General features: G+C 61.9%; 26 protein-coding genes. 10 read left to right on the top strand and 16 right to left on the bottom strand.

Annotated features, from left to right (window positions below; genetic code table 11):
• The first annotated feature begins 263 nt into the window (after positions 1 to 263).
• Genes P2W41_RS20005 through P2W41_RS19985 form a run of 5 tightly spaced genes read left to right on the top strand, consistent with a single transcriptional unit; the run spans position 264 to position 4589 of the window.
• Positions 264 to 1022 carry an SDR family NAD(P)-dependent oxidoreductase gene (locus P2W41_RS20005; protein ID WP_404935050.1) on the top strand — a complete coding sequence of 253 codons (759 nt, stop codon included), beginning with the start codon at positions 264 to 266 and terminating at the stop codon, positions 1020 to 1022.
• A 10-nt stretch (positions 1023 to 1032) separates the two neighbouring features.
• Positions 1033 to 2100, top strand: coding sequence for an ABC transporter ATP-binding protein (locus P2W41_RS20000; protein ID WP_404935049.1), 1068 nt, complete (start codon positions 1033 to 1035; stop codon positions 2098 to 2100).
• Positions 2101 to 2102: 2 nt separating this feature from the next.
• The gene (locus tag P2W41_RS19995) at positions 2103 to 3014 is read left to right on the top strand and encodes a MurR/RpiR family transcriptional regulator (RefSeq protein ID WP_404935048.1); all 912 of its coding nucleotides are present in this window, start codon (positions 2103 to 2105) and stop codon (positions 3012 to 3014) included.
• 4 nt (positions 3015 to 3018) lie between these two features.
• Complete coding sequence (locus tag P2W41_RS19990) at positions 3019 to 4077, top strand: D-TA family PLP-dependent enzyme (protein WP_404935047.1); 1059 nt, start codon at positions 3019 to 3021, stop codon at positions 4075 to 4077.
• A gap of 26 nt (positions 4078 to 4103) precedes the next feature.
• Positions 4104 to 4589, top strand: a complete 486-nt coding sequence (locus P2W41_RS19985; protein WP_404935295.1) for a hypothetical protein — start codon at positions 4104 to 4106, stop codon at positions 4587 to 4589.
• Here P2W41_RS19985 and P2W41_RS19980 read toward each other — a convergent pair whose 3' ends face one another.
• The 4 genes from P2W41_RS19980 to ugpB are packed head-to-tail and all read right to left on the bottom strand — an operon-like array spanning position 4590 to position 8795.
• Positions 4590 to 5666 carry a sn-glycerol-3-phosphate import ATP-binding protein UgpC gene (locus P2W41_RS19980; RefSeq protein WP_404935294.1) on the bottom strand — a complete coding sequence of 359 codons (1077 nt, stop codon included), beginning with the start codon at positions 5664 to 5666 and terminating at the stop codon, positions 4590 to 4592.
• A 16-nt stretch (positions 5667 to 5682) separates the two neighbouring features.
• Complete coding sequence (gene ugpE / locus P2W41_RS19975; protein ID WP_404935293.1) at positions 5683 to 6519, bottom strand: sn-glycerol-3-phosphate ABC transporter permease UgpE; 837 nt, start codon at positions 6517 to 6519, stop codon at positions 5683 to 5685.
• Between the two features lie 11 nt (positions 6520 to 6530).
• Positions 6531 to 7412 (bottom strand): sn-glycerol-3-phosphate ABC transporter permease UgpA, encoded by an 882-nt coding sequence (ugpA, locus tag P2W41_RS19970; RefSeq protein WP_404935292.1) that lies wholly within the window; start codon positions 7410 to 7412, stop codon positions 6531 to 6533.
• A gap of 60 nt (positions 7413 to 7472) precedes the next feature.
• Positions 7473 to 8795, bottom strand: a complete 1323-nt coding sequence (ugpB, locus tag P2W41_RS19965) for a sn-glycerol-3-phosphate ABC transporter substrate-binding protein UgpB (protein WP_404935291.1) — start codon at positions 8793 to 8795, stop codon at positions 7473 to 7475.
• Positions 8796 to 9008: 213 nt separating this feature from the next.
• Here ugpB and P2W41_RS19960 point away from each other — a divergent pair, with 213 nt between their 5' ends.
• Genes P2W41_RS19960 through P2W41_RS19950 form a run of 3 tightly spaced genes read left to right on the top strand, consistent with a single transcriptional unit; the run spans position 9009 to position 11238 of the window.
• Positions 9009 to 9647, top strand: a complete 639-nt coding sequence (locus tag P2W41_RS19960; protein ID WP_404935290.1) for a lysophospholipid acyltransferase family protein — start codon at positions 9009 to 9011, stop codon at positions 9645 to 9647.
• Positions 9647 to 10597: a phosphatidate cytidylyltransferase gene (locus tag P2W41_RS19955; protein WP_404935298.1), complete on the top strand. Its 951-nt coding sequence runs from the start codon at positions 9647 to 9649 to the stop codon at positions 10595 to 10597. Before P2W41_RS19960 ends, P2W41_RS19955 begins: the two co-directional genes overlap by 1 nt.
• Complete coding sequence (locus P2W41_RS19950; RefSeq protein ID WP_404935289.1) at positions 10594 to 11238, top strand: CDP-alcohol phosphatidyltransferase family protein; 645 nt, start codon at positions 10594 to 10596, stop codon at positions 11236 to 11238. Before P2W41_RS19955 ends, P2W41_RS19950 begins: the two co-directional genes overlap by 4 nt.
• A 7-nt stretch (positions 11239 to 11245) precedes the next feature.
• Here the strand turns inward: P2W41_RS19950 and P2W41_RS19945 are convergent, their stop codons facing one another.
• The 7 genes from P2W41_RS19945 to P2W41_RS19915 form a co-directional block, all read right to left on the bottom strand.
• On the bottom strand, positions 11246 to 11878 hold the full coding sequence (locus P2W41_RS19945; RefSeq protein WP_404935288.1) for a MarC family protein: 633 nt from the start codon (positions 11876 to 11878) through the stop codon (positions 11246 to 11248).
• A gap of 106 nt (positions 11879 to 11984) precedes the next feature.
• The gene (gene iolB / locus P2W41_RS19940) at positions 11985 to 12800 is read right to left on the bottom strand and encodes a 5-deoxy-glucuronate isomerase (protein ID WP_404935287.1); all 816 of its coding nucleotides are present in this window, start codon (positions 12798 to 12800) and stop codon (positions 11985 to 11987) included.
• A gap of 10 nt (positions 12801 to 12810) precedes the next feature.
• Positions 12811 to 13011: a DUF3329 domain-containing protein gene (locus P2W41_RS19935; protein WP_404935286.1), complete on the bottom strand. Its 201-nt coding sequence runs from the start codon at positions 13009 to 13011 to the stop codon at positions 12811 to 12813.
• Complete coding sequence (iolE, locus tag P2W41_RS19930; RefSeq protein WP_404935285.1) at positions 13008 to 13916, bottom strand: myo-inosose-2 dehydratase; 909 nt, start codon at positions 13914 to 13916, stop codon at positions 13008 to 13010. Before iolE ends, P2W41_RS19935 begins: the two co-directional genes overlap by 4 nt.
• Positions 13917 to 15740: a 3D-(3,5/4)-trihydroxycyclohexane-1,2-dione acylhydrolase (decyclizing) gene (gene iolD / locus P2W41_RS19925; protein ID WP_404935284.1), complete on the bottom strand. Its 1824-nt coding sequence runs from the start codon at positions 15738 to 15740 to the stop codon at positions 13917 to 13919. It abuts the gene before it with no gap.
• A complete protein-coding gene (iolC, locus tag P2W41_RS19920) occupies positions 15737 to 17659 on the bottom strand; it encodes a 5-dehydro-2-deoxygluconokinase (RefSeq protein ID WP_404935283.1) in 1923 nt (640 codons plus the stop codon). Before iolC ends, iolD begins: the two co-directional genes overlap by 4 nt.
• 143 nt (positions 17660 to 17802) lie before the next feature.
• A complete protein-coding gene (locus tag P2W41_RS19915; RefSeq protein ID WP_404935282.1) occupies positions 17803 to 18615 on the bottom strand; it encodes a MurR/RpiR family transcriptional regulator in 813 nt (270 codons plus the stop codon).
• A 105-nt stretch (positions 18616 to 18720) separates the two neighbouring features.
• Between P2W41_RS19915 and P2W41_RS19910 the strand changes: the two genes are divergently transcribed.
• Both P2W41_RS19910 and P2W41_RS19905 read left to right on the top strand, forming a co-directional pair.
• On the top strand, positions 18721 to 19839 hold the full coding sequence (locus P2W41_RS19910) for a Gfo/Idh/MocA family protein (protein ID WP_404935281.1): 1119 nt from the start codon (positions 18721 to 18723) through the stop codon (positions 19837 to 19839).
• 145 nt (positions 19840 to 19984) lie between these two features.
• A complete protein-coding gene (locus P2W41_RS19905) occupies positions 19985 to 20371 on the top strand; it encodes a hypothetical protein (RefSeq protein WP_404935280.1) in 387 nt (128 codons plus the stop codon).
• Between the two features lie 9 nt (positions 20372 to 20380).
• On the opposite strand, the gene P2W41_RS19900 is transcribed toward P2W41_RS19905, so the two are convergent.
• Genes P2W41_RS19900 through P2W41_RS19880 form a run of 5 tightly spaced genes read right to left on the bottom strand, consistent with a single transcriptional unit; the run spans position 20381 to position 25912 of the window.
• The gene (locus tag P2W41_RS19900) at positions 20381 to 21076 is read right to left on the bottom strand and encodes a GntR family transcriptional regulator (RefSeq protein ID WP_404935279.1); all 696 of its coding nucleotides are present in this window, start codon (positions 21074 to 21076) and stop codon (positions 20381 to 20383) included.
• A gap of 3 nt (positions 21077 to 21079) precedes the next feature.
• Positions 21080 to 22009 carry an ABC transporter permease gene (locus P2W41_RS19895; protein WP_404935278.1) on the bottom strand — a complete coding sequence of 310 codons (930 nt, stop codon included), beginning with the start codon at positions 22007 to 22009 and terminating at the stop codon, positions 21080 to 21082.
• Positions 22006 to 23526 carry a sugar ABC transporter ATP-binding protein gene (locus P2W41_RS19890; RefSeq protein ID WP_404935277.1) on the bottom strand — a complete coding sequence of 507 codons (1521 nt, stop codon included), beginning with the start codon at positions 23524 to 23526 and terminating at the stop codon, positions 22006 to 22008. The genes P2W41_RS19895 and P2W41_RS19890 overlap by 4 nt, the downstream gene beginning before the upstream one ends.
• Positions 23527 to 23537: 11 nt before the next feature.
• A complete protein-coding gene (locus P2W41_RS19885; RefSeq protein ID WP_404935276.1) occupies positions 23538 to 24452 on the bottom strand; it encodes a sugar ABC transporter substrate-binding protein in 915 nt (304 codons plus the stop codon).
• Positions 24453 to 24466: 14 nt separating this feature from the next.
• Entirely contained in the window at positions 24467 to 25912 is a 1446-nt protein-coding gene (locus P2W41_RS19880) for an FGGY-family carbohydrate kinase (protein WP_404935275.1), read from the bottom strand.
• Between the last annotated feature and the right edge of the window lie 157 nt (positions 25913 to 26069).

Genomic DNA, 26069 nt, shown 5'->3' with positions numbered 1-26069 from the left:
GGTTCCTGATGCGCGCCCGGTGAAGGGCACCTGCGCCTTAACTGTTCTTGCGGATTGCCACACGGCGCGAGCAGCGATCTTTTGTGTAATTTTTTTACAGAAATTGGAAATAAGCAAGTGAAATCACACATTCATGTTGCTAAATTACGATTTATCGGCAAATCTTTGGCTGCCGGCCTGTGTTTCAGGCAGCGTCAGATTGCCCGGAAAGAACGAAGAGACCCCACGAAAGCGGGCAAACCCAGGGGAAGAACGGGAGCGCAATGATCGATCTCAATGGTCACAGGATTGTCGTGACGGGGGCAGCCGGCGGCATTGGCCGGGCCATGGTGGATGTCCTTTCGGGGTTCGGCGCGTTTGTGGTCGCCTGCGATCTGGAGGAGGCCGATCTGTCGTTTGACGGGGTTGGAGAAGCACAGCGCTTTGACCTTCTGGACGATGGTGCGGTTGAAGCGGCGGCAAGCCGCATCTGCGACGGGGGCGTTCCGGATGCCGTGATCTCCAACGCCGGCTGGACGCGCGCCGAGACGCTGGACGATGTGACACCGCAGGCGCTCTCGCATGAGCTGGACCTGAACCTGCGCAGCGCCGCAAGGCTTTCGCAGGCCTTCCTGCCATCGATGCGCGCAAGCGAGAAGGAAGCCGCTTTCGTGTTCATTTCCTCCATCAATGCGCTGTCGCACTATGGCAACCCCGCCTATGCGGCAGCCAAGGCCGGGCTGATCGCCTGGATGCGCGCCATCGCCACGGAGGAGGGCCGGCATGGCATCCGCGCCAATGCGATCACGCCGGGTTCGGTGCGCACCATGGCATGGGACCACCGGATTGAGCGCGATCCGGGCATATTGGCAAAGGTGCGGCAGCTCTATCCGCTGGGACGCATGGTTGAGCCCGCGGAAGTGGCGCGCGCCGCCGCCTTTCTCGCCTCACCGCTGGCAAGCGGCATTACTGGCACGGTCCTTCCCGTGGATGCCGGGATTTCCGCTGGCAACCTGCCCTTCCTCCAACAGATATCCGACTGAGGAGCGCTTCATGGCAGAGCTGAAACTTCACGACATTTCCAAGCGCTACGGTTCGCTGACCGTGATCGAGAAACTCTCACTGGCGATCGACGATGGCGAGTTCGTGGTTCTGGTCGGGCCGTCCGGCTGCGGCAAATCCACATTGTTGCGCATGATCGCGGGGCTGGAGCCCATCACCGGTGGAGACCTCTTCATTGGTGGCACACGCGCCAACGACATTCCGCCCCAGAAGCGCGACACCTCCATGGTGTTCCAGTCCTACGCGCTCTTTCCGCATATGAGTGTTCGGGAAAACATCAGCTTCGGCCCCCGTGTGCGGGGCGAGCCGAAAGACGAGACCGAGCAGCGCATCGAGAAGGCGGCCGAAATCCTCAATCTCGGTGCCTATCTCGACCGCAAGCCAGGCCAGCTTTCCGGCGGCCAGCGCCAGCGCGTCGCCATGGGCCGGGCCATCGTGCGCGATCCGAAAGTATTTCTCTTCGACGAGCCGCTGTCGAACCTCGACGCCAAGCTGCGCATCCAGATGCGCACCGAGATCAAGGCGCTGCACCAGAAGCTTGGCACGACAATTGTCTATGTGACGCATGACCAGATCGAGGCCATGACCATGGCCGACCGGATTGTGGTCATGAATGGCGGCGATATCGAACAGGTGGGCACGCCGCTGGAACTCTACGACCGGCCCGCCAACACCTTCGTTGCCGGCTTCATCGGCTCGCCGGCGATGAGCTTTCTGCAAGCTGAAACGGGCATGGTTGAAGGCACGCCCGTGGCAGTTCTTCAGGATGGGACGAGCCTCCCCATCGCGCAGGGGTTCGGCCATGAGACTGTGACAGTTGGCATTCGCCCCGAATCCTATCAAAGAGACCCGGAAGGACCGCTGAAACTCCATGTCGAGGTCGTGGAGCCGACCGGCCCGGAGATCCATGTGTTCGGCACCATTGCCGGAGAGGACGTGCGCGTCGTGCTGCGTGACAGGGAGTTGCCCAAACCGGGCGAGACGCTTGCGCTTTCCGTACCGGTCGAACATGTGCATCTGTTTGACAGCGATGGCGGACAAAGGCTGGAGACCCACTGATCATGGACAAGCGCGTGCCCGACGACAGCGAACGCACGGTCGATATCATCGCCCGGTTGCAGGATCGTCTTGAGCGCGGGCGCGGCGCGGAAATCCGCCTGGTGGAGAGTATTCTGGCCGATCCGCAGTTTGCCGCCCACGCGCCCATCGCGCAAATCGCCGAGCGCGCGGGTGTGAGCGAGCCGACCATCACGCGGCTGGCGCGGGCGCTCGGGTTTCCCGGCACGCGGGAGATGCGGTTTCATCTGGCGCAGGCGCTGGCCATCGGCGGAGCCTATCTGCGCGAGCCGAGCGCACCGGTGGAGGAACTGCCGCTCTCCGGCCAGGTTATCGCCAAGGTTGCCTCCGGCGCGCATGCCGCGCTCGACCTCATGTCGATGGCGCTCGCAGACATTGATCTTGAGCCCATGGCGAAAGAGATCAGCCGCGCGAGCCAGATTCTCGTCTATGGTACGGGTGGCAGCTCCTCCTTCGCGGCGGTGGAACTGCAGAACCGGCTCTTCCGGCTCGGGCTGCACGTGACCGCTCACACCGACCCGCAGCTTCAGCGCATGAGCGCCTCCGTGCTGGAGCCCAAGGCGGTGGTGATCGGCTTTTCCGTTTCCGGGCAGGCCGCCTCGGTGATGGATGCGGTGACGATTGCCCGGCAATATGGCGCGCGCGCCTTTGTGGTGACCACACCCAACTCGCCGCTGGCAGCGGCGGGCGACGACATTCTGCCCCTCACCTTCAAGGAGGACGGCAATCTCTACAAGCCGTCTTCCATGCGCTATGCGCTGCTCTCGGCTGTGGATATCATCGCCATGGCGACCGCGCTCACACTCGGCAAGAAGGTGCTCGAGCCGCTCAGGCGGGTGCGTCACAGCCTGGCCAGCCAGAACATCAAGAACCCCAATCTTCCCATCGGAGACTGATGCCTTGCGCATTCTCGACCTTGAAACGCCCGCCGTGGTGATCGACCTTGCGAAGGTTCGCGCCAACCTTGCCCGCGCGCAGGCCCATGCAGACGCCCATGGGCTGAAACTGCGCCCGCACATCAAGACCCACAAACTCCCCAAGTTCGCACAAATGCAGTGCGAAATGGGGGCAGTGGGCATCACCTGTCAGAAGGTGGGCGAGGCCGAGGTGATGGCCGATGCGGGGCTTACCGACATCTTCATTCCCTACAACATTCTGGGTGCTGCCAGGCTCGACCGGCTTCTGACCCTGCACAAACGTGTGACGCTTTCTGTGACGGCGGACAGCGCGGTGACGATTGCCGGCTATGCCGGACATTTCACCGATCCCGATCATCCCCTCCCCGTGCTCGTGGAATGCGATACGGGCATGGGCCGTTGCGGCGTGCAGACGATCGAAGAGGTCGTTACGCTGGCGAAACAGATTGATGCAGCACCGGGCCTGCGCTTCGAAGGGCTGATGACCTATCCGCCGCGCGGCGAGGCGGAGAAGGTGGAGCGCTGGCTGGCGGATGCCATCGCCGCGCTCAAGGAGAGCGGGCTGGCGGTCAACACGGTCTCCAATGGCGGATCGCCCGATTTCTATCAGGCCCAGAAAATCACCAGCGCGACGGAGCATCGGCCTGGCACTTATATCTATTCCGATCGCATGCAGATGGCCTTCGGTCATGGCACGCTGGAAGACTGCGCGTTCACCGTACTTGCCACGGTGGTGAGCCGGCCGACCGAGAACCGCGCGATCATCGATGCCGGCTCCAAGGCGCTTGCCGCCGACACCGCACCCGTTCCCGGCCATGGGCACATCGTGGAGTATCCCGATGCGATGATCGCTTCGCTCAGCGAAGAGCACGGCATTGTGGACCTTTCGAACTGTGCGGTGAAACCCGAGATCGGCGACAAGGTGCGGGTCATCCCCAACCATGTCTGCCCGGTGTCGAACCTTTACGACGAGGTGAACCTCGTCGATGGCGACCACGTGACCGAGACACTGGTCGTTGCCGCCCGCGGCCGCCTGACCTGAGACCAGTTACTGCGAGGAAGACATATATGACCTACGACACGAACCCCTTTCCCAAAGGCGACGCGGACCGTCACTATCTCTGGGAAATGCTGGTGCGGCGCGACATCGACGCGTTTCTGGCGCAGGACTGGTCGATGGTGGAAGGGGATTTTGCCGAGGACCGGTTCTTCGGCATGCATGCGCATTTCCTCAACGACGCGGATTCCTGGCGATTACAGTTTCCCGATGTGAAAACCTATCGCGACGAATGGCTGCGTCAGGGCAGGGAAACGGCGGCAACGGAGTTTGCCGAGCCGCTGCGCGAGGCACTTTTCCGCGTGACAAACATGCGCGACATCGACATCGATGGCGACCGCGCCGTGCTGCACAAGAAGTTCAATGGCAATGTCGCGAAGGCAGATGGCAGCGTCGACCGGCTGAACTGGCAGACGCTCTATTTCTGCGCCAGGATCGAGGGGCGCTGGAAGATCACCGGCTTCGTCGGCTATATGCCGCACCCGCTTTGCGGCTGATCACTCAACGCGCCTGCCCGTCTCGGCATCGAAGAGATGGGTCATGTTCTCCTGAACGGTGAGCGGCAGTGTGTCGCCGGGCGCGACCTTTGTGCTGCCGGGAAGCCGGGCGATCAGCTCACCGCCGGCACCATTGGCGCCTGAAAGTGTCCCGTGGGCCAGTGTGTCGGCACCCAGCGTCTCCACCGCCGTGACGGAAAGATTGAGCGTCGCCTCTTTCGCCGTGGCAATCTGCAGGTGCTCGGGACGCACGCCGAAGAGTAGCGGCCGGCCGGTCTCGGCCGGCTTCGTGTCGAGCGCGAGTTTTCCGCCTCCTTCCAGCACGAAGTCGGAGCCTGAAACGCTTCCCTTCAGGATGTTCATGGCCGGAGATCCGATAAAGCCCGCAACGAAACGTGTCGCGGGGCGTTCATAGACGGCCATCGGCGTGTCGATCTGCTCGGCGATGCCGGCATTCATGACCACGAGACGGTCGGCGAGCGTCATCGCCTCCACCTGATCATGCGTCACGTAAAGCGCGGTGGTGCCGACCGAGCGCTGCATCTGCTTGATCTCAAGCCGCATCTGCACGCGCAGCTTCGCATCGAGATTGGAGAGCGGCTCGTCGAACAGGAACACGGCCGGGTTGCGCACGAGCGCGCGGCCCATGGCGACACGCTGGCGCTGCCCGCCGGAAAGCGCGCGCGGCTTGCGGTCGAGATAGGGTTCGAGCTGCAGCATGGCGGCGGCCTGATCGACCCGCTGGCGGATTTCGTCCTTCGTCTTGCCGGCGATCTTCAGACCATAGGCCATGTTGTCGAAGACCGACATATGCGGATAGAGCGCATAGTTCTGGAACACCATGGCGATGTCGCGCTCGCGCGGCTCCAGATCGTTGACCACCCGCCCGCCGATTTCCATCGTGCCGGCGGTGATGCGCTCAAGCCCGGCCACCATGCGCAGGAGCGTGGACTTGCCGCAGCCGGATGGGCCGACAATGACGATGAATTCGCCATCGGCCACATCCAGGCTCACACCATGGATGACCTCGGTCTTGCCGTAGGATTTGCGAACGTCGCGTATGGAAATCGTCGCCATGCCGATTCCGGTCCTTCTATTTCTCTGTCTCGACGAGGCCCTTGACGAAAAGGCGCTGCATGAAGATCACCACTGCCACCGGCGGCAGAACGGCCAGCGTCGCCGCCGCCATGGTCACGGGCCAGTTGCCGTAGTCGTCGGCAGTGGGCATCATCTGTTTCAGACCCATCACGATGGTGTTCATTTCCGGCTTGGTCGTAATTAGAAGCGGCCAGAGGAACTGGTTCCACCCATAGATGAACAGGATCACGAAAAGGGCTGCGATGTTGGTTACCGAGAGCGGCAGGAGAATGTCCTTGAAAAAGCGCAGGGGCCCCGCACCGTCCACGCGGGCAGCCTCCACCAGCTCATCCGGCACGGTCATGAAAAACTGGCGAAAGAGGAATGTGGCCGTGGCAGAAGCGATCAGCGGCAGGATCAGGCCGGTATAGGAATTGAGCATGCCGAGCGAGGCGACAACCTCATAGGTCGGCACGATGCGCACTTCAACCGGCAGCATCAGCGTCATGAAGATCGCCCAGAAGGCGAACATGCGAAACGGAAAGCGGAAATAGACGATCGCATAGGCCGACAGGATCGAGATGGCGATCTTGCCGATGGCGATGCCCATGGCCATGATGAAGGAGTTGAACAGCATGCGCCCCACCGGCGCGGTGATGCCCGAGGTGAGCGCTTCGCTGTAATTTTCGATGAAATGCGGTCCCGGCACCAGCGGCATGGGCGGGCGGATGATCTCGAAATGCGTCAGCGTCGAGCCGACAAAAGTGAGGTAGATCGGGAAGCAGACAATGGCGATGCCGATGATCAGTACCGCATGCATCAGGATCGTACCAAAGCCCTGTTTTTCAACCATGCCCCGCCCCCTCAGTAATGCACGCGCCGCTCGATGAAGCGGAACTGGATGACCGTCAGTATGCCCACGACGACCATCAGGATGACCGACTGGGCAGCGGAAGAACCGAGATCCTGCCCGACGAAACCGTCGGAATAGACCTTGTAGACGAGGATCGTGGTGGACTGGCCAGGCCCGCCCGCTGTCATGGTGTGGATGATGCCGAAGGTCTCGAAGAATGCGTAGACGATGTTGACCACAAGCAGGAAGAAGGTGGTGGGCGACAGAAGCGGGAAGATGATGGTGCGGAAACGATGCCATTTGCCCGCGCCATCAATGGCCGCCGCCTCGATCAGGCTTTTTGGGATCGCCTGAAGGCCGGCGAGGAAGAACAGGAAATTGTAACTGATCTGCTTCCATGCGGCGGCGAGAATGACCAGCGTCATGGCCTGCCCCCCATTGAGAACGGGGTTCCAGTTAATCCCCATGGCTTTCATGTAGAAGGCGATCACGCCGATTGAGGGCTGGAACATAAAAAGCCACATCACACCGGCAACGGCAGGCGCCACGGCATAGGGCCATATGAGCAATGTCTTGTAAGCCCCCGCTCCCTTGATCACCTGATCGGCCATCACCGCGAAAAGCAGCGCGACCGACATGGAAACCAGCGTCACGAAAAAGGTGAAGACGGTCGTGGTGACGAAGGACTGAAGATAATACCGGTCGTTGAAGAGATACTCGAAATTGGAGAACCAGACGAAGCGCGCGCCCAGACCAAACGGATCGGGCAGTAGCAGAGACTGGTAAAGAGCCTGACCGGCTGGCCAGAAGAAAAATACGATCGTCACTGCAAGCTGCGGCGCGAGCAGCAGATAGGGCAGCAACCGGTTGTCGAAGGTAACGCGCTTTTCCATGGGCCGACCAGATGATGTGGGACCGGCACATGCCATGCCGGTCCCACCGATTTCAAAGGATTATCGCGTCGACTGCTCGAAACGGCGCAGCAGCTCGTTGCCGCGGTTCACGGCTTCGTCGAGCGCTGTCCTGGCGTCCTTCTGGCCCTGCCAGACGGCTTCCAGTTCCTCGTCGATGATGGCGCGGATCTGGTCGAAATTGCCAAGACGGATGCCCTTGGAGTTTTCCGTCGGAGCCTTGCCGGTCATTTGCAGGATGGCAATGTCGGTGCCGGGATTCTCTTCATAGAAGCCCTGCTCCTTGGTCAGGTCATAAGCGGCGGTGGTGATCGGCAGATAACCGGTGTCCTGATGCCACTGGGCCTGCACCTCGGCGCTGGAGAGATAGTTCAGGAATGCGGCAACACCTGCATATTCCTCCGCCTCGTGGCCCGACATGACCCACAGCGAAGCACCGCCGATGATCGTGTTGTAGGGTGCGCCTTCCGCATCCGGCCAGTAAGGCAGATTGGTCACTGTGAAGGGGAAGTCGGCCTCGGCCTTCACACCGGCATAGCCGGCTGATGATTCGGTGAACATGGCGCACTCGCCCGAGCGGAAGCGCGCACCGCCCTCATTGCGCCGGCCCGAATAGCTGAAGAGGCCTCCCTTGGCCCATTCGCCCATCTTGTCGATGTGCTGCACCTGCAGATCGCCATTGAAGGCGAGTTCGGTGTCGGTGCCGGCAAAGCCGTTTGCTTGCGTTGCGAAGGGCACATTGTGATAGGCGCTCAGATTCTCGAGATGAATCCAGGACTGCCATGCCGTCGTCAGCGGGCATGCAGAACCGGCTTCCTTGAGCTTGACGAGGATTTCCTCGACTTCCGGCCAGGTGGCAGGCTTCGTCTCGGGGTCAAGACCCGCTTCCTCGAGCGCCTTCTTGTTGATGTAGAGCACCGGCGTCGAGGAGTTGTAGGGCAGTGACAGCATTTCGCCGTCGGTGTTGGTGTAGTAGCCGGCAACCGGTGCAAGATAGGCGTTCGGATCGAACTCGGCCTCTGCCTCGGCCATCACTTCATAGACCGGTTTGATGGCGCCCTTGGCAGCCATCATCGTGGCGGTGCCGACCTCGAAAACCTGCAGGATATGCGGTTGCTCGCCGGCGCGGAAAGCGGCAATGCCGGCATTCAGGGCCTCGGAGTAATTGCCCTTGAGGGTCGCGACAACCTCATACTCGTCCTGACTGGCATTGAAATCGGAAACCTGTTTTTCCAGCAATTCGCCAAGACGGCCGGAAAAGGCATGCCAGAACTGTACCTCAGTCTGCGCCTGTGCGGCGCCGACCGTTACCGGAAGCACCACGGTCAGAGCCGTGGCTGCGGAAAACATTGCGCGAAATCTCATTGTGTATCTCCCTGTAGCGCCGATCGCCGGTTAACCGGTCTCTATTGGTCGGCTTATGTTACCGTTGGATGACAGCATCTGTAGAATACATTGTCTATACCTTTTCCAGTATAGAAATTTCATGCTGAAATGCGCCGGTCATGCGATTGGCCTAGGCTATCGCCATCCTATACAAGGTGCAGGGTCGAATCGATTTCTGGGTCTGAGGGCAAAATGGGTTTCCTGGCGCGGCTCGCGGCTGGTGCAATCACGCTTTTCGCGCGCTTTATCACGGCCGTGCGGGCCGTTTGGGATGGCATAGAGCCTGTTCCCCGGCAGCGCATCTACTTTGCCAATCACGTAAGCCATGGCGATTTCATTCTTCTGTGGGCGGTCCTGCCTCCGCGCATGCGCGAGCAGACCCGCCCGGTGGCGGGCGCGGACTACTGGCTCAAGTCGCCCCTCCGCCGGTTTATCGGCCGTGATGTGTTCAACGCAGTGCTCATCGATCGCGACCGAAAGACGCGTGCCGACGATCCGATCAGGCAGATGGCTGATGCGCTGGATGGCGGCGCCTCGCTCATTATCTTTCCCGAAGGCACGCGCAATGAAACCGACAATCCTCTTCTGCCCTTCAAGAGCGGAATCTATCATCTGGCGACAGCACGCCCCGACATCGATCTTGTGCCCGTCTGGATCGACAATCTGAACCGAGTCATGCCGAAGGGTGAATTTGTGCCTGTACCGCTGATATGCACAGTTACCTTCGGTGCACCGTTGCGTGTGGAACCTGCGGAGACCAAAGAAGCGTTCGTGAAACGGGCGCGTGCTGCGCTCTTGTCCATCTCCGGGGCTGACGAGGGCAGCGCATGATGACCGTCCACCAGATTGACCTTCTGAAACTGCTTGGCGGCCTGGCCGCCGTGCTCGTTCTGGCTTCGCTTGTGGGTCATCTTCTCCAACGCAGGCTCTCGCCCGACGGCTCCAATGCTGCCATCGAAAACCTGAACGACCGGGTGAATGCCTGGTGGGTGATGATCATCCTCATGGGTGGCGCGCTGCTCTTCGGCCGGCTCGGCGCCATTCTTCTGTTTGGCTTCGCCTCCTTTGCCGCCCTGCGCGAGTTCGTGACGCTGACGGACACGCGGCGCGGAGATCACTGGGCGCTTGCCTCCGCATTCTTTGTCGTGCTGCCGGTTCAGTATTATCTGGTTTATATCGACTGGTACGGGCTCTATTCGATCCTTGTTCCGGTCTATGCGTTTCTGCTGATGCCCATTGTCTCGGCCCTGCGCGGCGACACGGATCATTTCCTCGTGCGGGTGGCAGAGGTGCAATGGGCGCTGATGATCTGCGTCTTCTGCGTTTCCCATGTGCCGGCCCTCCTGACACTGGAGATGCCCGGCTATGAGGGGCGCAACCTGCTGCTAATCGCTTTCCTGGTGGTGGTGGTGCAGTCGAGCGACGTGCTGCAATATGTCTGGGGCAAACTGCTTGGGCGCACGAAGATTGCGCCAAAACTCTCTCCCTCCAAAACGGTTGAAGGCTTCATCGGCGGTGCGCTGAGCGCCACGCTTGTCGGCGCGGCCCTGTTCTGGATGACACCCTTTACGCCTCTCCAGGCGGGGCTTCTGTCCTTCGTCATCGTGCTCATGGGCTTTTTCGGCGGGCTCGTCATGTCCGCCATCAAGCGCGACCGCGGCGTGAAGGACTGGGGGCACCTGATCGCTGGCCATGGTGGCTTCATCGATCGGCTGGATTCGGTGATTTTCTCCGCCCCCATCTTCTTTCACCTCGTGCGCTACTGGTGGTCGCTCACATGAACAAGACTGAGAATCGTCGCCCTCTGGCCAGCCGCGACACGGGATGGGCCAAAGCCGTGGCCCGCCGGCTTGCCGACACATCCATCACACCCAATCAGATTTCCGTGGCCAGCATGGGGTTCGCAGCGCTTGCCGGGCTGGCTTTCTGGCAGGCTGGTGAGACGGATGGCCCCGTGCGGCTTCTGCTTCTTGTTCTTGCCGGCCTGTTCGTGCAATGCCGACTGCTTTGCAATCTCTTCGACGGCATGGTGGCCGTGGAAGCGGGCAAAGGATCACCGGACGGCGCCTTCTGGAACGAGTTGCCCGACCGGGTTGCCGACATCGCGATCCTCGTCGGTGTGGGTTATGGGATCGATGCGCCGGCGCTCGGCTGGGCGGCAGGCGGCTTAGCGGTTCTCACGGCCTATGTGCGCGAGCTGGGACGCGCCTGCGGCCAGGAGGCGGATTTTTCGGGGCCCATGGCGAAGCCGCATCGCATGGCTGCGATCACGCTGGCCGCGGCGCTTTCATTGTTCGAACCCTTGTGGAATGGGCGTGGCGAGGTGTTTACCATGGCACTCTGGATCGTGGCCATCGGCGCAGCTCTGACCGCACTGCGGCGCTCCATTCGGCTGGTGAAGGGGCTGCGCGGTCAGGCCTAGTCGCCCGTCAGGCGAGGCCCGGCAACACGGCTTTCACACCGGCAACAATCATCTCCATGGCGATGGCGAGCAGGATCATGCCCATGAGCCGGGTGGTGATCACGCGTATGGTTTCGCTCAGCACGCGTCCGATGAATGATGCAAAGAAAAGAACGACAAAGAGGATCGCCAGAATGATGGCGACAACGGAGCCTACGGCCAATGTCGCCTTAAATCCGCCGGCATGCCCCGCATAGATGATCAGTGTTGCAATGGTGCCGGGCCCCACAATCATCGGAAAGGTGATCGGATAGAAGGCGAGCCCGGAAAGATCGCTCATATGGTCCTGTTCGCTCTCGGTTCCATGGTGGGACGAGAAGCCGTTTCCGTTCAGCATCGACCAGGCAATGTGTGCAAGAACGATACCGCCGGCGACGCGAAATTCATCCACTGTAATACCGAAGAACCCGATGATTGCCTGGCCAGCAAACAATATGACAGCGCACATGATGGCCGAGAAAATTGCAATTCTGAATGCCAGAACACGCTGCTGCTCAACCGTGAAACCTGCCGTCAGCGCCAGAAATATCGGCAGGTTCACAAACGGGTTCATGATGGCGAAGAACGCGCCGAACACCCTTGTCAGATCGGTGTAGTCCATAAAGATGCCCCGCCTGCCGTTTGCGCACCGCCCTCGGTGATGCCGGTGCGACTCACTGAATTCCCGGGCAGTATGGCATCAACCCGGGCCACCGGCGACGGCGCGTTCAGCCGGCTTTCGCATCACGCTGGAAGATCCAGTCGTGATCCGGGTGGTTCCTGAAGCGCCATTTGCGCAACGGGCCGGCCATAACGTTGAGATAATACATTTCATAGCCATAGGGTGCGCCGCAGGGGTGATGCCCTTTCGGAACCAGAACCACATCATGGTCTTTCACCGTCATGGTTTCGTCGAGTTCGGCATCCTCGGTGAAAACCCGCTGGAAGCCGAAACCCTGCGCGGGATTCAACCGGTGATAATAGGTTTCTTCCAGATAGGTCATGTCCGGGAAATCGTCCTCGTCATGCCGGTGCGGCGGATAGGACGACCAGTTGCCCTGGGGGGTATAGACCTCAGTGACAAGCAGGCTGTCGGCGACGTCGCGGCCTTCCATGGCGATGTTGTGGATGTAGCGCGTGTTGGCGCCCTTGCCGCGCTCTTCGAGGCTGATGCCTGCGGGGCCGATCACCTGCGCTTCATGCCCACCTTTGCCCGGTGCCGTGCAGACGGCGAGCGTGCAGTCCGTGGTGGCTCGGGCCTGCCATTCAGTGCCACCGGGAATGTAGACCGCATGTGGTGGCAGGCGCTCGAACACATTCATGCGCTCACCCAATTCGCCAAAAGCCTTGCCCGCGCCCGAAATCTCCGCCTTCCCCTCGACCAGCACAAGAATGACCTCGCGGTCTCCTGTCGCCTCGGACGCCATCTCGCCGGCTTTCAGACGATAAAGACCGAAGCCGACATAGCCCCAGCCTGCCGATGCCGGTGTTATGTCGTGCACCTTGCCGGCGGTGCCTGCGGGTTTGACCAGAAGATCGGGCATGCTTCCTACCTTATTCGTTTTCAGTATCGTCGGGCCTGAATGTGTAGAGCAGCGACCAGGCCGCATAGACGCCTGCAGCGGTAAACAGAATTCCCCAGAACGGCGCGCCGGAGAGAAACTCGAATAGTCCCCAGCCAAAACATACGGCCACCACGGCCACCCGTCGCCAGAGCGGCCGGAAAAAGGGATGACGTGGATCGAGAAAATTCATTCTGTGTGATTCCGGGTGAGGCCGGAAGCATGCGCCGCCTGCCGGAGCGCTTTCAAGCCCATGGACTGATATTTGACCGGGTCGGCCTTGAGCGGGTCCTGCTCGGCCTCGATCACGAGCCATCCATCATAGCCCTTCTTCGCGAGCACGCTCAGCACAGGCTCGAACGCGATGCCCCCTTCCGGGTCTCCCGGCACGGTGAAGACGCCGCGACGCACGCCTTCGAGGAAGGAAAGCTTCTCCTGCTCCACTTCGCTGCGAATGGCAGGGCGCACATTCTTGGCGTGGAAATGGGCGACCCGATCGCCATAGGTTTCGGCCAGCTCCACCGGGTCGGATCCGCCAAACCAGGCATGTCCGGTGTCGAGCAGAAGGCGGGTGGCGGGGCCTGTGCCATCCATCAGGTGCCCGATCTCCTCGCGGTTTTCAACAACGGTGCCCATATGGTGATGATAGACCAGCGCAATGCCCTGCGCCGCGCAATATCCGGCAATCGCCTCAACCCCGGCACAGAAGGCCGGCCACTGCGCCTTTTCAAGGCGGGGGCGGTCTGCGAGCGCCACGGCATCGTTGCCGTGAATGGCGTTGGACGTCTCGCAAACGATGCACACCTTGCAGCCGTTGGCCTTCAGCATGTCGAGATGCGGCTGGATCGCCTTCTTTTCCGTTTCGATGTCGTTGACCAGCAGGTTGAGCGAGTGCCAGCCGGAAACGAAGACAAGGCCGTGCCCGGCAAGAAGCGCTTTCAGCGCCTCGCCCTCCGCGGGCATCTTGTGCCCTTTCTCGATGCCGTCAAAGCCGATGGCCGCCGCCTCGGTCAGGCATTGTTCAAGCGGAATGTGCGCGCCTATGGTCTGGTCGTCATCATTCGACCAGGCAATGGGATTGGTGCCGAAACGGATCATTCAGTGTCTTTCTTTCAACGCCTTTTCGTAGGCCCTGCGAGCAGTATTGACTTCCCGCCGCTCCGAAACCTCGGGCACCGCCACATCCCACCAGTAGCCGCCGGCCTCCGTCGAGGGGTAGGGGTCCGTATCGATCACCACGACGAAAGGTCCCTTGGCGGAGCGCGCTTCGGCAAGTGCGGCCTCCAGCTCGGCAATGGAGCCGGCCTTGCGCGCCTCCGCTCCCATTGAGGCCGCGTGGGCGACGAAGTCGATCCGCGACGGATTCACATGGTGCGCATGATCGAGCAGGTTGTTGAACTCGGCGCCGCCGGTGCCCATCTGCAGCCGGTTGATGCAGCCGAACCCGCGATTGTCGGTGATGACCACGGTGATCTTGATGCCCATGGAAACGGCAGTGGCCAGTTCCGAATTCATCATCATGTAGGAGCCGTCGCCCAGCATCACGACCACATCGCGGTCGGGCTCGGCCATCTTGATGCCCAGCCCGCCGGCGATCTCATAGCCCATGCACGAATAGCCATATTCCATGTGATAGGAGCCGGGCCGCCCGGCCTTCCACAGCTTGTGCAACTCGCCGGGCATGGTTCCGGCCGCACACATCACAACCGTGTTTTCACGCGCCGCACGCTGTACCGCGCCGATCACCTGCATGTCGGTGGGAAGTGCGTTGTCATCGACTGTGGGTGCTGCCGTCACGGCGTCAGCCGCTTTGAACCACGTTTCCTTGAGCCCCGGGTCGGGTGCCTGCGCCTTCCATCCACCGAGCCCTTCGGACAGAAGCCCGAGGCCGACATCGGCATCGGCAATCAGTGCCTGCGCATCATGCTTGCTGCCATCATGGGGCTGGACGTTCAGCGCCAGAATTCCCGGCCTTTTCCTGAACAGCGCCCAGGATCCGGTGGTGAAATCCTGAAATCGCGTCCCGACACCGATAACCAGGTCCGCCTCTTCGCAGACCGCATTGGCGCTTGCCGAACCCGTGACCCCGACCGGGCCGAGATTGAACGGGTGATCCCAGGGGAGCGCGGACTTGCCCGCCTGCGTTTCCACCACCGGAATGGCGTGCTTTTCCGCAAAGGCTTTCAGAGTGGCGCAGGCACCGGCATAGTGAACGCCACCACCGGCAACGATCACCGGACGGCTTGCGGCGCGAATGGTTTCGATGGCGTCGGCCAGTTCGGCTTCATCGGGCTGCGGCCTGCGGCGGCGCCAGATGCGCTCGTCGAAAAAATTCTCCGGCCAGTCATAAGCTTCCGCCTGCACATCCTGGCAGAAGGCAAGCGTCACCGGCCCGCAATCGGCGGGGTCGGTCATCACGCGAAAGGCGCGCGGCAGCGCAGTCAAAAGCTGTTCGGGCCGGGTGATGCGATCGAAATAGCGTGAGACGGGGCGGAAACAGTCATTGGCGCTTACCGTGCCGTCACCGAAATCCTCCACTTGCTGCAAGACGGGGTCGGGGCCGCGATTGGCAAAGACATCGCCCGGTATGAGAAGCACCGGCAGACGGTTCACATGAGCGAGCGCGGCCGCGGTCACCATGTTTGTCGCGCCGGGGCCGATGGACGATGTGACGGCCATGGCCCGCCGCCGGCCAAGCTGTTTTGTATAGGCAATCGCCGCATGGGCCATGGATTGCTCATTGTGTCCGCGATAGGTGGTGAGCGTTTCGCGCGCCGCATAAAGCGCTTCGCCAAGGCCCGCCACATTGCCATGGCCAAAAATAGCCCACATGCCGGCGATGAAGGGCTCGCCCTCCTCGTTCTTCTGGGCAGCGATATAGCGGATGGCCGCCTGCGCTGCCGTCAGCCGGATTGTCTTCATGCCGCCTCTCCCTTTTGCGCCCGTGCCCGCGCCCGATCCCAGACAGCGCAGAGATTTGCATAGTTTTCCGCCATCTCAGCGATAGCCGTTTTGTCGTCGATTGCGCCGGAAAGCCAATGCCGCGCCGCATCGGCGAAGATTGTGCGGCCGACGGCAAAACCCTTGACCAGGTCGAAGGAGGCAGCGACCGCAAAACTCTCCTCCAGCTCTCTGGCCGGCGCATCGAGCCCGAGCACGACAATGCCCCGCGTGTGCGGATCGTTGCGTTTGATCGCATCGCAGGCCTTCTGCCATGCGGCACGCGATGTCATCGGTTCGAGCTTCCACCAGTCGGGATAGACCCCGATCTCGTAGAATCGCTCGATGACGCGCGCTGCAGTCTCATCGTCGCATTTGCCGACCCTGGACGGGATGATTTCGAGCAGCATTTCCAGCCGATTGCGGCGGCTCGCGGCAAAGAGACGTTTGACGGTTTCTTCCTGCTCTTCTCTCATCCCCGGCTCATCATCCGGGTGATAGAAACACAGAACCTTGACCACGTTCTCCAGGGGCCACTCATCGAGCCCACCGCAATCCGGGCCGATGGCCGGTTCCAGCGTGAGCGGGCGCGAGCCAGGCCATTCGACCGGGCGACCTATCCACAGTCCGGAGCCCGAGGCAGCGTAGAGGGCACCCTGCCCGAGCCGGCCATCGCACAGGATCCCATATCCATGACGTCCGCCGGCGACGGTCTTTGCCGCCTCAAGGCAGAGTTTCTTGAAGTCGCCGATGCGCTCGTGGGAGACACCCGCCTCATCGGCCATGGCCTCCAGCTGCATGCGGTGGTCGAAGGCGAAGACACGCATCTGCGACCAGTCGCCATGCCGTGTCGTCGCCCAGTGCACCTGCTCAAGCGCGGCATCCTTGCGCAGTGCATTCTCGCGAATGCCAGTACGAAAAAAATACTCCAGCTCCTCAAGCGAAGGATAGGCCGGCGCACAGCCGTGACGGGAGACCGCGAAAGCACCGCACGCATTGGCGTACTTCAGCGCTGTCGGCCAGTCCTCTCCCGAGAGCCAGCCTTTCAGAAGCCCCGACATGAAACCGTCGCCCGCGCCAAGCACGTTGAACACCTCGATCGGGAACCCCTCACCCGCCTCGCCCTCATCGAGCGTGTCGGGGATCGCGCCTGCAAAGGCGGAGGCACCCATCGGTCCCCGCTTGCAGACGAGGACGGCATCTGACAGCCCACGCACGTTTCTCAGCGCTTCGATCGTGTCGGTGGATCCGCCGGCGATATGGAACTCCTCTTCCGTGCCGACAATCAGGTCGAACAGCGGCAGGGTGGACTGGAGCTTGGCGGTGACGCGTTCGGATTCGATGAAGCGGCTCTCGCCGGCACCATGCCCGGCAAGCCCCCAGAGATTGGGGCGGTAATCTATGTCGAGTGCCGTCAGCGCGCCATGCTCGCGGGCAAGCCGCAACGCCTTCAGAACCGCGGCCTCGGTGCGCGGATGAGAGAGATGTGTGCCGGTCGCGCACACACAGCGGGCCTCGGCGATGAAATCCGGGTCGATGTCTTCTTCGCCAAGGGCCATGTCGGCGCAGTTTTCGCGATAGAAGATCAACGGAAACTGTTCCTGGTCGCGGATGCCGAGCAGGACCAGCGCGGTCAGGCGTTCGGGGTCGGTCACCACACCGCGGGTGTCGACGCCCTCGCGCTCCAGCTCCTCGCGGATGAAGCGGCCCATATGTTCATCGCCCACGCGCGTGATCAATGCCGATTTCAGACCGAGACGCGCCGTGCCAGCAGCGATGTTGGTGGGGGATCCGCCGATATATTTGTTGAAGGAGCCCATGTCCTCCAGCCGCCCGCCAACTTGCGCGCCGTAAAGATCGACCGAAGAACGGCCGATGGTGATGAGGTCGAGGGACTTCATCCTTGTCTCCTCCATACATTTCTGCCGCGTTTACATCCGCTGAACGGCAGAGGGCGATGGTGTGCCGGCATCGGCGTTCCATCGATCACATTTATGGAAGATATGTTCTATTTTAATGGCAAAATCAACATCAGAATTCCATTTCACTGGGTGTTGGCGCCCACGGCGACCACAAGCGCCACTGCAAGTGACAGCGTGGCGGAGAGCGACCGGAAAGCACCGAAATCGGCTTCGGATACGGTGAGCATAAGAGGTGTGATGGGCCGCAACGGACTGGCAATGGCGTCGGTAATCGCGATCACGTCGGCCCCGGCAGCGCGCGCTGCTTCGGCCAGTTCGACAGTTTCAGCGGTGTAGGGTGCGAAAGTGATCGCTATCACAGCATCACCCTTGCGAATTGCATGACGATTATCGAGCCTGCCGACGTGGTCGTGAATCATGGTCGGCACGTTCATCTTCTCGAAGGCGTAAGCGAAATAGGCCGCCACCGAAAATGCGCGACGCAACCCGACGATGTGCACCATATTCGCCTGGGACAGCGTTTTGATGGCTGCGTCGAGCGTCTCCGGGTCAATGGTTTTGGCAAGGCTTTCAAGCGACAGACGCCCCGCCTCGATGAACTCGGCCAGAAGTGCTGAGGCACTTCCCGCGCCACTTTCTCTCAGCTTTTCGAGCCGCGTCGGATAATCGGGCCAGTTTTGTACATAGGAATCCCGGAAAAGTCGCTGCATCTGGGAGAAACCGGAGAAACCGAGCACCTGACAAAACCGCATGAAAGCCGATGGTTTCACCCCGGCGCCTTCCGCCATTTCGGCAACGGTGGACACCGCGATGCGATCCGGATTTGCGGCCACGTAATCAGCACACTGTTTCAATCGCTTGGGCAGGCCGTCGGACACTTCAAGCATGCGATCGAGCAGTTCCTCGATGGTCTGGGGTGCGGAAGGCTCTGTCATGCCCGGCTCTCTTTCTTTTGTATGCTCTGGTCTTTCGCTTGACAGCGTGGCTGCGATGATCTTACGCAATTGGAATAAAAATTCCAATAGTGGAGGAGAATTTCCATGCGCGAAATCGGCGTCGGCCTGATCGGGACGGGTTTCATGGGAAAGACTCATGCTCTGGCTTTCCGCGCAGCAAGGGCCGTGCTCGCCGATTTGCCGGAAGCGCGGCTGGAGGTTTTGTGCGACACGCCCGCCACGCGCGCCGAACAGATGGCTGTGCAATTCGGTTTTGCACGCGCCACGGAAGACTGGCGCGCACTGGTGAATGACCCCGCCGTGGACATTGTTTCCATCACCACGCCAAACCGTATGCATCGCGAGATGGCGCTGGCAGCCATTGAAGCCGGCAAACATGTTTATTGCGAGAAACCGATGGGCCTGACCCTTGATGACGCCCGCGCCATGGCAGACGCGGCGGGCAGGGCCGGGGTAAAAACCATGGTCGGCTACAACTACATCAAGAACCCGGCATTCGAACATGCCCGAGAACTGATTGCCAAAGGCACCATCGGCAGGCCGGTGCATTTTCGCGGCTTTGTCGACGAGGATTACCAGGCCGATCCGGAACTCGCCTGGACATGGCGCGCGCGCATGGAGGACGCCGGGCTCGGCGCCCTGGGGGATCTTGGTTGTCACCTGGTTTCCATGGCGTACGGGCTGATGGGGCCAATTGAAACCCTGATCGCCGATATGCAGACCATCCATCAAACACGCCCCATGCCCGACGGAAATGGGCGCGGCAAGGTGGAGAATGAAGACGTTGCTTCCGCGCTGGTGCGCTTCGCGAGCGGGGCGCAGGGCATACTGGCCACCTCCCGCTCTGCCTGGGGGCGCAAGAACCGGTTGGGTTTCGAGGTGCATGGAACCAAGGGCATGATAGCCTTTGAACAGGAGCGCATGAACGAGCTTCAACTCTACCGGAACGAGGGTCCAGCGGCCGAGCAGGGGTTTCGGACAATACTCACTGGTCCGGCCCATGGCGCTTATGGGGCTTTCTGTCCCGCGCCGGGTCATCAGCTGGGTTTCAACGACCTGAAGGTTCTGGAGGCAGGTGCATTCCTGCGAGAAATCGCCGGCGGTGAGAAGGTAGGTCCCGATTTCGCAGAGGCGCTGGAGTTCGAAAAAGTCATTCACGCCATCGCTGTTTCTGCGCGCGAGGGGCAGCGTGTAACGGTATAGGAGCGTTCACGGGACCTCTCACCGCCGCGCCAGCCAGTGACCGGATCTGACCGCATCAGAAGAAATGGCGATTTCTCTGCTTGATCTTTGTCAAAGCAGGACCAGAATCACACCCATAGGGTGGTGGAGAACGAAAGGATCCGGCATGACCTCAGCTTCTGATCTCTCCCCGAAATTCCGCCATGTGCGCCTGGAACTGGCCCGCGAGAAGGGCCACCCCCTGGGCGATCATGACGAGGGCTATGACCTGCTGGTTCCGCTCGACACGGAAGGGCATCTCGATGCAGCGGAATGGAAGAAGCACCAAGCGCAATGTCGCGTGCGGCGCTTCGAGCCCAATACGGAAGACAAGATCGGTCGTTTGCGCCGCAAGCCCGGCGGGCAATGGTATTTCGACTACGAAGAAGGCGACCGCGACGATGAGATCGGCTTCCGCCTCGGTGAAGAACGATTTCGGCAGGGCGAGTATATCTCGATCTCCCGGCAGGGTCAGATGCACACGTTTCAGGTCAAGCTGGTGGAACGGCTTTAGGATCAGCCGCTAGAATCGGAAGAAGGAATCCTGCAGGGCCGAGTTGGAATACTCGACGGGCCGGCCCTTCGCATCCACCACCACACGCTGGACCCTGAGCAGCGGCGAGGCCTTCGGGATGGACAATGCCTCTGCCTCTTCTTCGGAAGCCGACAGAAGCGAGACGTGCTCGCGCGCAAGGAAGATCTCGCCACCCAGAGCAGCCCGCAACATGGTGTAAAGCGACGTCTCCGCGAGGCTGGACACGTCAAGCTTCTCAGCCAGGGCAGCGGGGAGAAGCGAGGTCTGGTGAACGACGGGACGGCCCTCCAGAAGTCGCACCCGGCGGATCTCGAAAACCTGGGTTCCAAGTGGCAGTGAGAGCGCGTGGGCGATGGAGAGCCCTGCCTCGATAAGCCCCGTGGAAACAAGCCGCGTTGACGGGCGGAAGCCGGCCTCGCGCGCTGCTGTGGGGAAATCCACCAGCTTTTCGCCGCTGCGCCCGATGGCGCGTTCACGATAGACGGTGCTTCGCCCCTGCCCCTTGGAAACGAAACCTTCCCGCTGGAGCAGTTCGAGCGCCTGCCTGAGGGTGCGTCGCGAAACCGCGTAGGCCGTGGCCAGTGCATGTTCGGAGGGTAGCGGATCACCATTGCGCCACAAGCCGCCTGTTAGCTCGCGGATGAGCCTGTTGGCGAGACGCTGATAGGCGTGATCCGCAGCCATGCGTCAGGCCGCCCTGCCGCCGATGTTTCGCACCAGCACCGCGCCGATGATGATGAGGCCGGTGAAGATGTCCTGCAGATAGTTCGGCACGCCGAGAATGGTGAGACCGTTGGCAACCACGGCGATGATCGCCGCTCCCAGAAGCGTGCCCAGCGCATTGGCCTGCCCGTCGCGGAAGGCGGTCATGCCGAGGAAGACGGCCGCATAGGCCTGAAGCAGGAAACCGTTGCCGCCGGTCGGATGGGCGCTGCCGAGGCGCGCGGTGAGAAGCAGGCCCGCGAGGGCGGCAAGCAGCGTGCAAAGGCCGAAGGCCCAGACACTATTGGGCACGATGCGCACGCCGGTGAGCCGTGCCGCCTCCCGGTTGCCGCCAATGGCGAGAATGCGGCGGCCAAGCTCCGTGTGGTCGAGGATGAAAGCTGCAAACAGCGTCGCCGCGAGCGCCCAGAGCGTGAGAACGGGAATGCCGGCGAGATAGCCGCGCCCCAAATCGCGGAAGCCCACCAGAATGTTTCCGAAGAGCGTTGCGCCATCGCTTATCCAGTAGGTGATACCGCCGACAATGGTGCCCATGGCAAGCGTGACGATGAAGCTCGGCATGCGATAGGTGGCAATCGCAAGCCCGCTGACCGCGCCGACGGCAAAGCCTGCAAGGAGCGTGACCAGCATGACCGGCACGATGCCCCAGCCGGCGCCGAACAGCGTGACGGAAACGATGCCCGCCATGGAAACCACCGCGCCAACTGAAAGATCGAACTCCGACAGCGACATGACGAAGGTGGCCCCCAGCGCGACAATGGCGAGCAGCGACATCTGCTGGGTGATGTTGATGAGATTCGAGCTCTGGGCGAAAGCCCCCGGCGAGAGCACCGCAAAGAGCGTGATGATGGCCAAAAGGCCGATCAGGGTTCCGTAGCGGGCGGAAAAGCTCAAATTCGTATCTCCGGCTTTGATGGCTGCGGCGGCGAGGCGTGGAATGTGGCGTCGATGACGGACTGGCGCGTGACGGCGCTGTTGGGCGCATCGAGCGTGACGGCCCCCTGCGCCATGACCACGACGCGGCTTGCGAGCATCAGGAGCTCTTCAAGATCGCTGGTGGCGAAGAGAACGGCCGCGCCCTCGCCTGCAAGGCGATTGCACAGCGCGTGGATTTCCGCCTTGGAGCGCACATCCACGCCGCGCGTCGGCTCATCGAGCAGGAAGAGTTTCAGCGACGGATCGAACCAGCGGCCGATCATGATCTTCTGCTGATTGCCGCCCGACAGGGTGGAGATGGGGTCGCCGAGGCGGCCATATTTGACGCTGAGCCCTTCGAGCGCGGCGCGAACACCAGCCCGCGCCCGCCGCCACGAGACAACGGGCAGGGAACCGACGGCGCGATGGCGCTCCAGATGCGGCAGGACGGCATTGTCGAGAATGGAGTGATGCATGACGAGACCGGTGTTGCGCCGGTCTTCGCAGACATAGGCGACGCCGGCGCGTTTGCGGCTTTCGATGCCCGGGGCCGGGAGCGGCGCACCTTCAAGCGCGATGTCGCCCTCAGCCACACCGCTTGCACCCCAGACGGCTTTCAGGAGACTGGAGCGGCCACTGCCGACCACGCCATAAAGACCCACGATTTCACCGGCGCGCACCGTCAGATCGATGGGGGCGCGGACCGGGCTCACACGGAAACCCGAAAGCTCCAGAACGGGATCGCCCGGAGCGCGCGCATCGCCATGGCGCTCGTGGCGAAACGCCTCGCCCGCCATGAGCGCGACGATCTCGTCGCGCGATGTTTCCGCGATCTGCCCGCTGCCGACGGATTGGCCATTGCGCAGCACCGTGTAATCATCGGCCAGCGCAAACACCTCGTCGAGCCGGTGCGACACAAAGATGATGGCGCAGCCCTGATCGGCCAGATCGCGCACGATGCGGCGCAGGACGGTCGCTTCCTCCTCGCTGAGCGAGGCGGTGGGTTCGTCGAGGATCAACACCCGCGCATCGTCCATCAGCGCGCGCAGGATTTCGACAATCTGGCACTTGGCGACCGAGAGGCGCCCCACCGGCAGGTCGATATCGAGATCGAGCCGGTAGCGGTCCCGCAGGGCGGCAAAGCGCGCGCGCATTGCCTTCCAGTCGACGCGACCGAGGTGGCGCGGATAGGCCCGGCCCACATAGGCATTCTCATAGGCCGTGAAGCCCGGAACGAGATTGAGCTCCTGATGCACGGTGCGCAGACCGGCTGCTTCCGCCGCGCGTGGATCTGCCGGCTGATACGCCCTGCCGGAAAGATGCATCGTTCCGGCATCGGCCCGGTGCACGCCGGAAAGGCACTTGAGCAGGGTGGATTTACCCGCCCCGTTCTCCCCCAGAAGGGCATGGACCCGCCCGGCGGCAACGTCGAGGCGCACGCCATCGAGCGCCGTGACGCCGCCAAACCGTTTCGTGAGCCCTTCGATCTCAAGCATCGGTGCGGGTTTTACTCGCAGCTTGCGCCGAGTGTTTCGCGGTCAACCACCTTGGCCTCCACGAAGATCTCGCGCGAGGAAGGCTCGCCGCCGCCGAGCACCGTCTCGATTTCACCGACTGCGGCGCTCGCAATGCCCGGAAAATCCTGCCGCACGGTGGCGGCGAGATTGGTGCACTGCCTGATCAGGTCCACCGCCTGCGGATTGCCATCAATGCCCGCAATCACGATATCCGCATCGGGCATGTCGCTCTGGATGGCGAGCAGCGCGCCAATGGCCGGCTCGTCCCACGCGGCCCACACACCGTCAATCTTGTCGCCATGCTGGCGGATGAAGGTTTCCATGGCCTGCCGCGCATTGTCGATGGGCCCGGGCACCTGCACATAATGCTCGGCGATCACCTTGACGGCATCGTTCTTCCCAAGCGCCTCATCCAGCGCCAGCTCACGCTGACGGACGCCAGGATGTGCGGAATGGAAGAACTTGACGATGTTGCCTTCACCGCCCAGCGCCTCGAACAGGTAATCGGAGAGGATGGTGCCAAGGGCAAAATTGTCGGTGGTGATGTTGGCGGTCACGCCATCGGCAAGCGCACCGTCGAGCACGAAAACGGGGATGTCCTTGCCCGCTGCGGCGGCGACCTGATCGGCGATCTGGTTGGGATCGACACTGACCAACACGATGGCGTCCGCCCCCGCATTGGTGACGTCCTCGACACGGCTTGCGAGCTGCTGGAAATCGCCGCGCGTGTCGACCACATTCACCGTCCAGCCCCTGGCCTCGGAATCGGTCTTGAAGGTCTCGACCATCTCATTGGTCGCAACAGAGCTCAGATAGGGTGTTAGCACGGCGATGTCCTCGGCATGGGCCATGGAGATCTGGGCGAAAGCGGCCAGTGCGGCCGTGGCAAGGAGCATGCGTTTCATCATTTCCTCCGGGGTCAGATTATCAGATTGGCGTGTTCCCGCGCAAAGCGGGAGGCTGCGAGATAGGCCTGGTAGCGGCTGTCGCAGCGCTTGGCATGGGTGGTGCCCTGTGTGTGCGCTGGCGAAGCATCGACGGCGGCAGGCGATAAGCCGGCCTTTGCCGCGATCATGCGCAATGCGCCCCGCGCCGTCATTTCCTGGCTTGCATCGGGAAAGGCGATTTCGCGCTTCAACACGTCGGCAAGGATCTGCCGCTGCAGCGGCGTGCGAGCCGCGCCGCCAATGACGGTGAGCGGCGATGGTGGCAGGCCGGCGGTTTCCAGATTGTGCCGGATGGCGAACGCCACGCCTTCAAGCACGGCGCGCGCCATTGCGCCCTTGCCATGGGTGCGGTCGAGGCCAAGGAATGCGCCGCGCACGCGCTGATCCTCGAAAGGCGCACGTTCGCCAGAAAGGTAGGGCAGAAAGAGCGGCAGGGCGCGCGCATCCTCAGCAGCCTCCGCCGCTACGAGCAGCGCTTCGACGCTTTCGCCCGTGATTTCGGCGAGCCAGTCCATCGCCGCGCCCGCCGTCAGGAAGGGCGAGATAATGATGGCGCGGCCCGGATGCACCGGATCAGCCAGTGTGTAGATGGCGCGTGGCGGCGCGGCATCCTCCAGATCGAGTGTGGCGGCAACCCAGCCGGTGGTGCCGAGATAGGCATAGGCGCGGCCCGGCGCGTCAGCGGCTGCACCCCATGTGGCCGCTGCCGCATCGCCCGCACCATTGAACACGGGAATCCCTTCGCTCAGGCCAAGTTCTGCCGCAGCCTGGGCGCGCAGCGGGCCAAGGATCTCGTCGGCCGGGAGGATTTCAGGCAGGCGCGACGCTTCGACACCCGCGGTGGCGAGCAGTTCACCATCCCAGCACCGCTCGGCAATGTTCATCAGGCCTGTGGTGGAGGCTACGGTGGGATCGATTGCGGCGCGGCCGGTCAACCTGAACGTGACGGCATCTTTCGCGCCGAAAAAGAAGCGATGTTCATCAGGCAGGTCCGGCGCGAAGCGGTCAAGCCGCATGAGTTTGAAAATCGTGTGGGCCGGGTCCGGGTGATTGCCGACACGCTCTGCGTAATCATTCGGCAGGCGGGCTTGGAGTTCGGCCATCTCGTCTTCATCGAGGCGGCGGTCGGAATAGAGCGCGGCCGGCGCAAGGGCTTCGCCCTCCGGTGACAGAACAATCAGGTTCTGCATGGAGCCGGTGAAAACGAGCGAAGCAACATCTTCTCTGTCGGGCATGTTGGCCAGCGCGGAGACAATTGCTGCCCACCAGTCTGCCGGATCCTGAGTCTGCGACCGGTCTGCCCCTGAAACAGTGGCGATGGAAGCCGACCGGGCGGCCAGCATCGCGCCATGTTCAGAAAACATCACGGCCTTCAGGGCCGAAGACCCGATATCAATGGCCAGAACGGTCCGGCTCAAACCAACCTCCCTCTCATGGGGTGGACGAATTCAATGTCCACCGTGTCGCCGCGCGCTGGCCTTTTTGCAAGGTCCGTTCCCCTTTTTCGCGCAGTGATCCACGAGTGCTGGCCGGAAAACCTGCCCTGTCAACAAGAAGGGAGGGTGCACCACCATT

It is taken from the genome of Nitratireductor sp. L15S-10 (genome assembly GCF_045011005.1).
Taxonomy (GTDB): Bacteria; Pseudomonadota; Alphaproteobacteria; order Rhizobiales; family Rhizobiaceae; genus Nitratireductor.
The sequence above is the reverse complement of the archived record's forward strand: the minus strand, read 5'-3'. Positions and strand labels throughout refer to the sequence as shown.

Coding starts and splice junctions, on each gene's coding strand:
- P2W41_RS20005 (WP_404935050.1), top strand. CDS start 264: ATGATCGATCTCAATGGTCACAGGATTGTCGTGACGGGGGCAGCCGGC.
- P2W41_RS20000 (WP_404935049.1), top strand. CDS start 1,033: ATGGCAGAGCTGAAACTTCACGACATTTCCAAGCGCTACGGTTCGCTG.
- P2W41_RS19995 (WP_404935048.1), top strand. CDS start 2,103: ATGGACAAGCGCGTGCCCGACGACAGCGAACGCACGGTCGATATCATC.
- P2W41_RS19985 (WP_404935295.1), top strand. CDS start 4,104: ATGACCTACGACACGAACCCCTTTCCCAAAGGCGACGCGGACCGTCAC.
- P2W41_RS19980 (WP_404935294.1), bottom strand. CDS start 5,666: ATGGCGACGATTTCCATACGCGACGTTCGCAAATCCTACGGCAAGACC.
- ugpE (WP_404935293.1), bottom strand. CDS start 6,519: ATGGTTGAAAAACAGGGCTTTGGTACGATCCTGATGCATGCGGTACTG.
- ugpA (WP_404935292.1), bottom strand. CDS start 7,412: ATGGAAAAGCGCGTTACCTTCGACAACCGGTTGCTGCCCTATCTGCTG.
- ugpB (WP_404935291.1), bottom strand. CDS start 8,795: ATGAGATTTCGCGCAATGTTTTCCGCAGCCACGGCTCTGACCGTGGTG.
- P2W41_RS19960 (WP_404935290.1), top strand. CDS start 9,009: ATGGGTTTCCTGGCGCGGCTCGCGGCTGGTGCAATCACGCTTTTCGCG.
- P2W41_RS19955 (WP_404935298.1), top strand. CDS start 9,647: ATGACCGTCCACCAGATTGACCTTCTGAAACTGCTTGGCGGCCTGGCC.
- P2W41_RS19950 (WP_404935289.1), top strand. CDS start 10,594: ATGAACAAGACTGAGAATCGTCGCCCTCTGGCCAGCCGCGACACGGGA.
- P2W41_RS19945 (WP_404935288.1), bottom strand. CDS start 11,878: ATGGACTACACCGATCTGACAAGGGTGTTCGGCGCGTTCTTCGCCATC.
- iolB (WP_404935287.1), bottom strand. CDS start 12,800: ATGCCCGATCTTCTGGTCAAACCCGCAGGCACCGCCGGCAAGGTGCAC.
- P2W41_RS19935 (WP_404935286.1), bottom strand. CDS start 13,011: ATGAATTTTCTCGATCCACGTCATCCCTTTTTCCGGCCGCTCTGGCGA.
- iolE (WP_404935285.1), bottom strand. CDS start 13,916: ATGATCCGTTTCGGCACCAATCCCATTGCCTGGTCGAATGATGACGAC.
- iolD (WP_404935284.1), bottom strand. CDS start 15,740: ATGAAGACAATCCGGCTGACGGCAGCGCAGGCGGCCATCCGCTATATC.
- iolC (WP_404935283.1), bottom strand. CDS start 17,659: ATGAAGTCCCTCGACCTCATCACCATCGGCCGTTCTTCGGTCGATCTT.
- P2W41_RS19915 (WP_404935282.1), bottom strand. CDS start 18,615: ATGACAGAGCCTTCCGCACCCCAGACCATCGAGGAACTGCTCGATCGC.
- P2W41_RS19910 (WP_404935281.1), top strand. CDS start 18,721: ATGCGCGAAATCGGCGTCGGCCTGATCGGGACGGGTTTCATGGGAAAG.
- P2W41_RS19905 (WP_404935280.1), top strand. CDS start 19,985: ATGACCTCAGCTTCTGATCTCTCCCCGAAATTCCGCCATGTGCGCCTG.
- P2W41_RS19900 (WP_404935279.1), bottom strand. CDS start 21,076: ATGGCTGCGGATCACGCCTATCAGCGTCTCGCCAACAGGCTCATCCGC.
- P2W41_RS19890 (WP_404935277.1), bottom strand. CDS start 23,526: ATGCTTGAGATCGAAGGGCTCACGAAACGGTTTGGCGGCGTCACGGCG.
- P2W41_RS19885 (WP_404935276.1), bottom strand. CDS start 24,452: ATGAAACGCATGCTCCTTGCCACGGCCGCACTGGCCGCTTTCGCCCAG.